This is a genomic window from Collinsella sp. 1033st1_E11_1033SCRN_220408 (assembly GCF_039062465.1).
Taxonomy (GTDB): domain Bacteria; phylum Actinomycetota; class Coriobacteriia; order Coriobacteriales; family Atopobiaceae; genus Parolsenella.
The window spans coordinates 1-11078 of sequence record NZ_JBCLNF010000019.1 but is presented as its reverse complement, the minus strand read 5'-3'; the positions used below and the strand labels follow the sequence as shown (position 1 = coordinate 11078).

Sequence of the window (11078 nt, the reverse complement as noted above, 5' to 3'; positions counted from 1 at the left end):
GGTATCGGGTTCCCACATTCATCCGCACATGTGCGGATGAATGTGGGAGGTGTTCGGATAAAGTTGATAATCAAGGCATCGGCGGCGCTTGGCCCTATTTAGCTGGGGAATGTGTGAAGTGGGCCGACAAAAGGTAGACTACTGTCCGTATGTCCTTCGATTCGAGTACAACCTCGTCTCGCGGACACGGGCCATTCGGCGTCACTCGCCGCCTTGTCCAATGGTAAAAAAAGGGCCGGAGCGCGTGCGGTCCTAAGACTGACCTCGGGAGTAGCATGAAGAAACGCAGCGTGAAGGCAAAGGCGGTTCTGGCCGTAGTGACCAGCGTCGTCCTATCCACGTGCTGCGTTCTGGCACTCCCCGCTCACATCGCCCACGCCACTTCAGTCGATGAGCTCCAGGCCAAGGTCGACGAGGCGGCCATGGCCTATGACGAGGCGACGGCCAAGGTCAACGAGCTCCAGACCAAGATCGACGAGTCACAGGCCAAGATCGACGAGGTCACTGCCCTCCTCCCCGAGCAGCGCGACCGCGCCGCGGTGTCGATGAGCTCCATCTACAAGATGCAGCAGGACACCCCGGGTCTCGTGAGTCTGCTCCTTTCTGCCAAGGATTTCTCGGATTTCCTCACGACCTACCAGTACATCAGCGCTATCCAGCGTTCCAACTCCGATGATCTCAACGAGCTCGTCAACATGGAGAACGAGCTCACGAGCGCCCAGCAGACGCTTGCCGCCGCCAAGGAAGAGGCTGACAACCAGCAGCGCCAGGCGCAGGAAGCCATGAACCAGGCCCAGGCCGCGCTCGATCAGCTCAACGCCCAGATTTCCGCGCAGGCAGCCGCCGAGGCAGCCGCTCGCGAGAACGCGAACACCCAACAGAATCAGACACCCGAGACTGGCTCCAGCAACACCTCGAACGGCAATTCCAACGCAGGCGCCGACACCGGCAAGTCCGATCCGGGCGCGACCGACGGCTCCGAGGTCGAGACGGACGGCGAGTGGATGATCGGCTATGCATCCGCCTACTCCGTCGCAGACAACACCGGCGGCAACGCCACCGCCTCGGGCGACATCCTCACGGACGACTCCATGACCGTCGCCGTTCCGCTGAGCCAGCGCTATCTGCTTGGCCGTACCGTTCAGATCCGTTACGGCGGCAGGACCATCACCGCAACCGTGAACGATGTGGGTGGTTTCGCCCAGCACGGCCGCGTTCTCGACCTTGCGGGCGGTTGCTGGAAGGCCTTCGGCTGCTCATCGCCCTATGAGTGGGGCGTTCGCGCCGTTCAGTATCGCTTCCTGTAGCATCGGCCGGCACGATCCCATCGCAACCAAGCCCCTACGCGGTGAGATACACCATCGTGATGATCATCGCGAAGCCAATGAGGTCCGTCGGCGAGAAGGTCGTGCCGAGCCACAGGACGGAGAAAATCGTCGCGGAGATGGGCTCAGACGTGCCGAGCATGTTCGCACGGAGCGGGCCCAGATCCTTCACGCCCTGCATGTAGAACGCGTATGCCAGGAAACTGCCTACGACGGAAATGGCAACGAGCGCCACAATGCCCGCGAAATCGAATACCGGCACGTTCTCCCACGGGTGAATCAGGATGGCAAGGCCGCCGCCCGAGATGAGCATCGAGATGGCATTGACGACGGGGCTGCCCCATTTCTCGAGGATCTTCGCCGGAACGGCAGAGTAAATGGCATAGGTCGCGGCGGTCGCAAAGCCCCAGAGCAAGCCATTGAGCGGCATGGCGAGCTTGCTGGGATCCCCTCCCGTGGCAAGCAGGAACGTGCCGCCAAGGGCAAGCGCGAGACCCAAGGATTCGCGACGGCGCGGCAGACGCTTGGCAACCGCACAGGAGAAGATCATGAGCAGGACAAGCGAAAGCGCCTGGAGAACCGTAGCCGTCGCTGAGTTCGTGATCTTGATCGTCATGATGTAGCTGAGAGAGTTAATCATCATGCAGAAGGCTGTCACAAAGAACAGACCGATGCCGGAGGACCTGGGGCTCGTCCTGACCGCCGCGCCAAGCTCGGCGAAGCGCTCCCTCTCGCGCGGAGCGGCGAACACATAGACGAAGAACAGGAGCGACGCCGTGAGCTGGCGCACGCAGAGAAGCCACAGCGGCGTCACCCCATAGCCATCCATCAGGAACTTTGCACACGTGCCGGAAAAGCCCCAGCATGTGCCACCCAAAAGCGTGAGGAGAACGCCACGCCTCACGTTGTTTGCCTTCGTCATTCGCTTCCCTTGCGTGATACAGTCAGTGCCAACAGCAACCTGTGAAAGGTACCATCATGTCTTCCGCATTTTCCACCCTTAATTTAAAGCTTTCTGTCGGTGGCATCTATCATGGCTTCACCATCGAGACCGCCGAGGATTTGCCCGAGATTTCAGGCACCGCATACGTGATGCGTCACAACGCGACCGGAGCGCGCGTCATGTGGCTCGCCTGTCCGGATGGCAACAAGGCCTTCTCAATTGCCTTCAAGACACCGCCCGCGAACGACACGGGTGTCTTCCACATCCTCGAGCACTCGGTACTGTGCGGATCCAGCAAGTTCCCCGTGAAGGAGCCGTTCGTCCACCTGCTCAAAAGCTCGATGCAGACCTTCCTGAACGCGCTCACTTTCTCCGACAAGACGATGTACCCCGTCGCCTCGACGAATGACCGCGACCTCGAGAACCTCATGGAGGTCTATCTCGACGCGGTTCTCCATCCCAACATCTATAGCCGCCCACGCATCTTCGAGCAAGAGGGCTGGCATTACGAGCTGGGCGAGGCCTCGGACGAGGCGCGGGTCGCAGGCAGCGGCAAGACCGCCGAGGATGCAGGCACCGGCAGCGACGCGGAGGGCGTGGATGCCAATGCCGCGGACCTCGCTACCCGTCCGCTTATCTGCAACGGCGTCGTCTACAACGAGATGAAGGGCGCCCTTTCGGACCCGGACGAGATCCTCATCATGGGCATCAACCGCCAGCTCTTCGGCGAGACGCCCTACGGTTGGGTCTCTGGCGGCGACCCCGCGGCAATCCCCTCCCTCACCTACGAGGAGTTCCTCGACACCCACGCGCGCCACTACCAGCTCTCGAATTCCTACTCGATCCTCTACGGAGACCTTGACATCGACGAGAAGCTCGCGTTCCTCGACGAGCGCTTCATGGGTGCCGAGGACCGCCACGCAGGTGACCCCAACCCCCTGCCCGCGTGCCCTGCGCACGTGAGCGGCCTCGTCCAAATTCCCATGCAGACGACGCCCGACAACGCCTGCGTGGGCGTCGCCTACGTGTTCGCCCACTCCTCCCAGCGCGAGCGCGTCCTCGCCGCCGACATCCTGGTCGACGCGCTCGTCGGTTCGAACGAAGCGCCGCTCAAGCGTGCCATCCTCGAGAGCGGCATCGGCCAGGACGTGAGTGGATTCCTGTACGACGGCCTCCTCCAGCCCATCCTCATCTTCGAGCTCAAGGGCGCCAAGCCTGGCGTTGCCGAGCAGTTCCAGAAGCTTGTCGAGGACACCTGCGCCACGCTCGCCCGCGAGGGGCTTGGACAGGACAACCTCGAGGCCTCGCTCGCCCAGGCGGAGTTCAACCTGCGCGAGGGTGACTGGGGCTACCCCGATGGCATCGGTCTCGCCATCCAGGCGATGAGCGGCTGGCTTTACGATGACGCGGATGCGACCCTCTACCTCCGCTACGAGGACGCCCTCGCCCACATGCATGAGGGCCTCGCACAGGGCTACTTCGAGCGGCTGCTCTCCGAGGCAATTTGCGGGTGCGGCCACAAGTGCCTGGTCGAGGTCGTTCCCACCGAGGAGGAGCGCTCCGACGAAGCCCAGCGTCTCGCCGCCAAGCGCGCGAAGCTCTCTGACGCCGAGCTTGCTGGCATCGCCCGCGAGGCGGAGGAGCTCCACGCGGAGCAGGCCGCGCCGGACACCCCCGAGGCCCTGGCCACGCTGCCGCGTCTCGAGCTCTCTGACATCGGAGACGGCCCCGCCGAGCCCGAGACCGTTGTCGTTGAGGCTCCCGTCCCGTGCTTCCGCCACGGCATCGACACGCGCGGCATCGACTACGCCTACTTCTACTTTGGCCTCGACAAGGTGAGCTTCGAGGAGCTCCCCTACGTAAGCGTGCTCGCGGGGCTTCTCGGCAGGCTCGACACGGAGACGCGCAGCGCCTACGAGCTCGACACGATTTGCGAGTCCAAGCTTGGCTTCCTCTCCTTCTTCACCGAGACCTACAACACCGAAGGTGACGAGATGAGCGCCCGTCCGAAGCTCGTCGTGGGCGCGAGCGCGCTCTCCTCGAACGTCGAATGGCTCGCGAAGCTGCCCGCCGAGGTTTGGTCTACCACCAAGTTCACCGATCGCAAGCGCATCGCCGACATCCTCACGCAGCGTCGTCTGGGGATGGAGCAGTCCTTCGTGAACTCGGGTCACGCCGCGGCGCTCTCGCGCGTGAACTCGCAGTTCATGGCAAGCTCCGTCGTCGCGGAAAAGCTTGGCGGCGTTGACTTCTACCTGTTCCTGCGCGATTTGGTCGACCACTTCGACGAGCGCGCCGAGGAGCTCGAGTCGAAGCTTGGCGACCTCTGCCGCCGCATCTTCTCGGCGGGCAACTGCGAGATGAGCATCACGGGCCCCGGCGAGGACGCGAAGCGCTTCTGGGAGGCAGCCGATGGGCTTGGTCTCTCAAGCGTCGACGAATCCGACAAGGCACTCGTCGCTCCCGCGCCCCAGACTCGCGCCGAGGCCTTCGTCGTACCCGCCAACATCTGCTTCGTAGCCGAGGGCATGGCCGGCCTCAAGCATGGCACCAAATCGAGTGGCGCTTGGCGCGTCGCGTCGCAGGCGCTCTCCTACGAGTACCTCTGGAACGAGGTGCGCGTGCTGGGCGGAGCCTATGGCTGCGGCTTCCGCTGCACGACCGACGCGCTGCTTGAGATGTATTCCTTCCGTGACCCCGCCGTCGACCCCACGGTTCGCCGCTTCGAGGCGGCGGCCGAGTGGCTTGCCAACTGGAAGCCCACGGACGAGGAACTCGAGGGCTTCATCGTCGCGAGTGTCGCCGGCCTCGACGCGCCTGTGAAGCCGCGCCAGCTCGGACGCAGGCTTGACGCCCAGCGCCTCTCCGGTCGAGGCGAGGACTGGCGCGAGCGCCGTCGCTCCGAGGTGCTCGCCACCACGGCGGACGAGCTGCGAGACCTCGCGCGTCCCCTGGCCGAGCTTCCCGAAAGCCGTGGCATCTGCGTCTTCGGTGGCAGGGAGCAGATCGCTGCCAGCGCACTCGACCTCGACGTTCGCGAGCTCTTCAGCGCATAGCGAGCGCGTGTCCGCCGTCAAACGCGTGGGCGCCCCGCACACCAGTTATCTCTCGCGCGGATCGCGCCTGCACGTCGGCTATGTCTCGCGCGAACGACAACAACGAAAACGTAATTCCGCCAAGGTGGTCAAAAACACCATCGCGGCGGACGCTTATTGCCCGTTTCAAGACAATCCGGAGAGCAAAATCGTATGCATAAGGCTCTTCATGCGGCCACGACGATCGCCGTCACATAGCCCCAACACACTTACCTGCGGTTTCGTCTTTTAGCTCATTTGGACCGTCATCTTGCGATACCGAAAACCTAGAAATTCCGTCCGCCGCGCAATGGTTTTTGACCACCCCGGAGGAAATTAGCCTTTCGAGGTTGCCATCAAGATCGCCAAATACGACCCCTCCGCGCCTGCGGCCATAATAAAATACAGAAGACGGAACACTATATGCATTTTCGAAGCAAACCGTCGTTTGATGGTCCAGTGACGGCCAACTGTGGCGGTCCCGCAACAGGAGGGGGGGGGGGGGGCCCCCCCCCCCCCCCCCCCCAGCCGAAGCCAAAGAATGACCGTCTTCCAAAGCGGGCTCACGCTCAGCAAGCAGCCATCGCCCATCGGCCCGGCCCGCCGGTTAGCACCTGCTCGACAACCAACCCCACCTAGCGCCCGATCAGGACATCCTCGAGCGAGCGCTTGGGCACATGGTGAACGCTCTCGGCATCACGCCAATAGTTAGTGGATCCGTCCGGACTGGCGGAAAGAGGCTCAAGCACAACCTTCTCGGCGGGACGCCCCAACGCGAGCACCATGAGGGGCTCGACGCCCTCGCCCTCAAGGCCAAGAGCTTGAGACACACTGGCCTTGTTGAAGGCATGCAGCATGCAACCGCCAAAACCGGCCTCAACGGCGGCGAGCATTATGGTCTGAGCGGCAATTCCCTCATCGACCGAAGTCGTCGCACCATGGCCCGCATCACAGATCACGATATAGCCGGTAGGACGCTCACCCTCCTCGGGACCATCCCAATCCTTGAGAGCGCCAGCCCACTTGAGCTGGGAAAACACCATATCACGCTCGTTTGCCGAGCTCACAAGGCGAAAACGCAGCGGCATGCGGTTGGCACCGCTCGCCGTGAGACGCGCGAGGTTCGCAAGCTCTGCGAGAAGGGTCCCGGGAATGGGATCGCCCTCATCGAAGCGTCGATAGCTACGGCACGCGCGCACCGTTCGAGCAAAATCACCAAGGTCAAATTCTTCCTCGGCAAGACGCGCCAACTCATCAATCTCGCCCATGGTTCCCCTTTCGCCGCACGCGGGTTTAGCACTTAGTCAATCAGGCCATAGTGACGCAGCGCCAGAGCGATGCCGTCCTTGTCCACGTCCGTCGTCACGTAGTCCGCAGAGGCCTTGGCGTCATCGGTCGCATTGCCCATCGCCACGCCAATCTCGCAATATGCGAGCATCGTGACATCATTGCCGCCGTCACCAAAGGCGATCGTCTCCTCGCGAGAAAGGCCCAGGTGCTTGAGGGTGGCCTCGATGCCCTTGGGCTTGCTGCTCGTGGACGGAACGACGTCGCAGAACAGGTCACACCAGCGGGTGATGATGCAGTCGCTCATGACATCGGAGACCTCATGCTCCTCGTCCGGGTCAGCAAACGCGCAAAACTGATAGACAGGCTCATTGAGCGCCTCGGAGAAATTCAGCACGGGATATTCATAGGCAACCATGCGCTCAAGCTCGCGAACCTTCTCCGAGCGACGGTTGCAGAAGACGCCATTGCGGTTGAGCAGGAGGGCATCGAACATGCCGTCCTCGACGCACTTCACGAAGCGACAGGCGGTCTCATGGTCGATGGGCACGTCCGCGTAGACGCCGCTCTTGTCATAGCACATCGAACCGGTCATGGTGATATAGGCATCGAAGGCGTCATCAAAGCCCGGGAAGCCGTCCTTGATGCACCAGGGGAGCTGGGCCGTCGGGCGGCCGGAGCAGATGCAGCACTTGACGCCGCGCTGCCTGAGCTGGACAAGTGCGTCCTTGGTGCTTGCAGGGATGAGATGGTTGGTCTTGTCCGAGAGAAGCGTGCCGTCGATATCGAAGAATGCAGCCTTGATCACACGAGTTCCTTTCTGTGCCTTGGTTTCAATGTCTAGCATAGCAGCGCGACCGGATAGCTAAAACATGTCCGCAATGACTCGTACAATGTCGTAACCAAGACTCACGAGGGAGGGCACATGGGAGAAATCGACACGAGCCACGGCAGCATAGGCAGGGGCGGCACATCGGGCTTCGCCAGGTCCCGCCATGGCGAGGGCGCCGCGCTCGCCATTCTGCGCTCAACCTTTGGCTATGAGGCCTTCCGCCCGCACCAGGCAGAGATTGTCGACGCTGCGCTCGCCGGTCGCGACGTCTTGGCGGTAATGCCCACCTCGGCAGGCAAATCCATCTGCTATCAGGTCCCCGCCCTCGCGCTCGGCGGCCTCGCCCTCGTGGTATCACCACTCATTTCCCTCATGTCAGACCAGGTGACCGCGCTCCGCCAGGCCGGCGTGGCCGCCGCGTGCCTCAATAGCGCGCTCAGCGCAGAGGAGCGCCGCGAGGTCCTCTCCCAGGCGTCTCGCGGAGAGCTCACGCTGCTCTACGTCGCGCCAGAGCGCCTCGATGACCCTGCGTTTCTCGATATGGCAAGCGGGCACGGCGTGGCGCTGCTCGCCATCGACGAGGCGCACTGCATCTCGCAATGGGGTAATGACTTCCGCCCCAGCTACCAGCGTATCCGCAGCTTCATTGACGCCCTGCCCACGCGCCCGCCCGTGATGGCGCTCACCGCCACGGCAACGCGGCAAGTCCGCGAGGACATCGAGACTTCGCTTGCCCTTCGCGATCCACTTCGCGTCGTGGCGAGCTTCGACCGCCCAAGCCTCTCCTTCTCCGTCGAGCGCCCGTCGAGCCGCGCGGATAAGAACGCCGTACTGCTCGAGTTCGCACGCGCCCGCGAGGATCGCTCCGGCATCGTCTACTGCATGAGCCGCCGCGCCGTCGAGGAGGTGTGCGACGCGCTCTGCGAGGCGGGCCTTGCCGCCACGCGCTACCACGCTGGCCTTTCGCCCGAGGAACGAGAGCGCAACCAGGAGGATTTCCTCTTCGATCGCAAGACCGTCATGGTGGCGACGAACGCCTTCGGCATGGGCATCGACAAGAGCAACGTGAGCTACGTCGTCCATTACAACCTGCCACTCTCCATCGAGAACTACTACCAGGAGGCGGGCCGCGCCGGCCGCGACGGCACGCGCGCGGAGTGCCTGCTGCTCTACAGCCCCGGGGACGTCCACACCGCGGAGTTCCTCCTCTCGCGCACCCAGCGCGACGACCTTACGCCGGAGCAGCTCCAGACGATACACGAGGCAGACGAGGCACGCCTCCGCCAGATGGTCTTCTACGCCACCACGACGGACTGCCTGCGCTCCTTCATCCTCCGCTACTTTGGCGAGGAGGCACCCGCCTACTGCGGCAATTGCGGCAACTGCCTGGCAGACTTCGAGGAGGTCGACGAGCGCACGAACGCCCTCAAGATCCTGAGCTGCGTCGCGCGCGTCCGCCAACACGCGATCGCAGCCAATAGTCCCGCCACGAGCGTGGGCGCGGGCTCACTCGTCGACATCCTGCGCGGTTCCCGCGCCGCGAAGGTGCTCGAGCGCGGTTGGGATTCGCTCTCCACCTACGGCATCATGTCGGAGGTGCCCGTGCCGCGCATCCGCGCCATCATCGATGAGCTCGTCTTTCGCGAGTACCTCACACGCTCGTCCGGCGACTTTCCCACCATCGAGCTGGCCGGCCGCGGCGTGGTGTTCATGAAGGGGGACAAGCCCTTCATCATGCGCGTCGCCAAGGGCAAACCCCGCACACCCAAGCGCGACGAACGCCGCACGCGCAAGGCGCGCAACGCCGGCGAGGAGACGCCCGAGCTCACGCCCGAGCAGGCAGAGCTCTTCGAGCGCCTTCGCGAGCTTCGCCTCTCCATCGCGCGCGAGCAACAGGTGCCGCCCTACCTCATCTTCAACAACGCCACGCTCGAGGACATGTGCCGCAAGCGTCCTGCCACGGCAGACGAGCTCCTTGAGGTCTCCGGCGTGGGCGAAAAGAAGGCGGAGCGTTACGGACAGGCCTTTCTCGACGCAATCGCCCAGGAGGCATAGGGGCGGCAAGGACACACGCTGGCAACCTGCGAGAGCGCTACCTCCGCTACAATCTGCATCATCCAACACGCACGCGACGCCGCTTGCGGCACGAAGGAGTAACCCATGCGCACCGTGAACGTCGGCATCATCGGACTCGGCACCGTGGGTGGCGGCGTCGTCCGCCTCATCAACTCCCACCACGACGACTACGTCGCCAACTATGGCATCGACCTCGCCATCACCCGCACCTGTTCCCGCAGGGTCGAGTCCGCCCGCGCCTGCGGCGTCCCCGACGAGACCTTCTCGACCTACTGGCGCGACGTCGTGAACGATCCGGACGTCGACGTCGTGGTCGAGCTCATCGGCGGCGAGCACCCGGCAACCGAGATCTACGAGGCCGCCTTCGCCGCCGGCAATCACGTCGTCACCGCCAACAAGGCCCTGCTCGGCCGCCACGTCGAGGCTCTCGCCGCCAAGGCGCGCGAGAACGGCGTCCAGCTCAAGTGCGAAGCGAGCTGCGGCGGCGGCATCCCCATCGTGAGCACTCTCGAGCGAGACCTCGTGGGCAACAAGATCCTCACCATCGCCGGCATCCTCAATGGCACCACGAACTACATCCTCAGCCGCATGGAGTCCGAGGGCGCCGATTACGCGGACGTCCTCGCAGACGCCCAGGCCAAGGGGTACGCCGAGGCCGATCCGTCCGCAGACGTCGATGGCTTCGACGCCGCGAGCAAGACCGCCATCCTCGCCTCCATCGGTTTCGGCACGCGTGTCACCACCGATGACGTCTACCAGCAGGGCATCCGCACCATCGCTGCCGAGGACATCGCTGTGGCGCACGAGCTGGGTTACACCATCAAGCTGCTGGGCATCGCCCGCAACACCCCCAAGGGCGTCGACGTGCGCGTTCACCCCACGATGATCCCGCTCGACCACCAGCTCGCCAAGGTTTCCGGCGCCATGAACGCCGTCTACGTGGTGGGCGACGCCGTAGGTGAAACGATGTTCTACGGCGCCGGCGCCGGCTCCTTCCCCACGGCGAGCGCCGTCGTCGGCGACATCCTGACGCTTGCAGACCCCATCTCCAAGGGTGCCACGCCACTGCCCGAGGCAGAGCCCTTCTCCCACACGCTTCCGCTGCGCTCCATGGACGATCTCGAGACGAAGTACTACGTGCGCCTCACCGTGGCAGACCGCGTGGGCGCCCTCGCCGAGACGGTCAACGTCTTCGCGAAGCACGACATCTCGATCTCCCTCATCAACCAGCTCGAGGACGCCTCTTCTGACAGCGACACCTGCTCCGTCATCTTCCTGACGCACAAGGCGCTCGAGAAGAACATGCAGGCTGCGGCCACGGAGCTCGCCGAGGCAGAGTGCGTGCGCAAGGTCGCCAACGTCCTGCGCATCGAGGACACCAGCGCCTGGTCTGACGGGGTTATGGCGAACTAAGACAAACCAGGCCGCTCAGCCCAGTCGCAAGGGCCAGGGCACTAGATTCAGTCCTTGATTATCAACTTTATCCGAACACCTCCCACATTCATCCGCACATGTGCGGATGAATGTGGGAACCCGATACC

Annotated in this window: 7 protein-coding genes; 4 read left to right on the top strand and 3 right to left on the bottom strand. The window is 63.6% G+C overall.

The window, feature by feature from the left end; translation table 11 throughout:
* The first annotated feature begins 275 nt into the window (after positions 1–275).
* The gene (locus ABCN07_RS07880; protein WP_343006153.1) at positions 276–1307 is read left to right on the top strand and encodes a hypothetical protein; all 1032 of its coding nucleotides are present in this window, start codon (positions 276–278) and stop codon (positions 1305–1307) included.
* 34 nt (positions 1308–1341) lie between these two features.
* Here the strand turns inward: ABCN07_RS07880 and ABCN07_RS07875 are convergent, their stop codons facing one another.
* Complete coding sequence (locus ABCN07_RS07875) at positions 1342–2247, bottom strand: EamA family transporter (protein WP_343006152.1); 906 nt, start codon at positions 2245–2247, stop codon at positions 1342–1344.
* Positions 2248–2303: 56 nt separating this feature from the next.
* On the opposite strand from ABCN07_RS07875, the gene ABCN07_RS07870 reads away from it, so the two are divergent.
* On the top strand, positions 2304–5324 hold the full coding sequence (locus ABCN07_RS07870; protein WP_343006151.1) for an insulinase family protein: 3021 nt from the start codon (positions 2304–2306) through the stop codon (positions 5322–5324).
* Positions 5325–5977: 653 nt separating this feature from the next.
* Here ABCN07_RS07870 and ABCN07_RS07865 read toward each other — a convergent pair.
* Both ABCN07_RS07865 and ABCN07_RS07860 read right to left on the bottom strand, forming a co-directional pair.
* Positions 5978–6610: a nitroreductase family protein gene (locus ABCN07_RS07865; RefSeq protein ID WP_343006150.1), complete on the bottom strand. Its 633-nt coding sequence runs from the start codon at positions 6608–6610 to the stop codon at positions 5978–5980.
* A gap of 32 nt (positions 6611–6642) precedes the next feature.
* Entirely contained in the window at positions 6643–7437 is a 795-nt protein-coding gene (locus tag ABCN07_RS07860) for a Cof-type HAD-IIB family hydrolase (RefSeq protein WP_343006149.1), read from the bottom strand.
* A 117-nt stretch (positions 7438–7554) separates the two neighbouring features.
* On the opposite strand from ABCN07_RS07860, the gene recQ reads away from it, so the two are divergent.
* Entirely contained in the window at positions 7555–9516 is a 1962-nt protein-coding gene (gene recQ / locus ABCN07_RS07855; RefSeq protein ID WP_343006148.1) for a DNA helicase RecQ, read from the top strand.
* Positions 9517–9621: 105 nt separating this feature from the next.
* Entirely contained in the window at positions 9622–10950 is a 1329-nt protein-coding gene (locus tag ABCN07_RS07850; RefSeq protein ID WP_343006147.1) for a homoserine dehydrogenase, read from the top strand.
* The last annotated feature ends 128 nt before the right edge of the window (positions 10951–11078 follow it).

Excerpts from the sequence above, each read along its gene's own strand:
- ABCN07_RS07880 (WP_343006153.1), top strand. The coding sequence starts at position 276 with ATGAAGAAACGCAGCGTGAAGGCAAAGGCGGTTCTGGCCGTAGTGACC.
- ABCN07_RS07875 (WP_343006152.1), bottom strand. The coding sequence starts at position 2,247 with ATGACGAAGGCAAACAACGTGAGGCGTGGCGTTCTCCTCACGCTTTTG.
- ABCN07_RS07870 (WP_343006151.1), top strand. The coding sequence starts at position 2,304 with ATGTCTTCCGCATTTTCCACCCTTAATTTAAAGCTTTCTGTCGGTGGC.
- ABCN07_RS07865 (WP_343006150.1), bottom strand. The coding sequence starts at position 6,610 with ATGGGCGAGATTGATGAGTTGGCGCGTCTTGCCGAGGAAGAATTTGAC.
- recQ (WP_343006148.1), top strand. The coding sequence starts at position 7,555 with ATGGGAGAAATCGACACGAGCCACGGCAGCATAGGCAGGGGCGGCACA.
- ABCN07_RS07850 (WP_343006147.1), top strand. The coding sequence starts at position 9,622 with ATGCGCACCGTGAACGTCGGCATCATCGGACTCGGCACCGTGGGTGGC.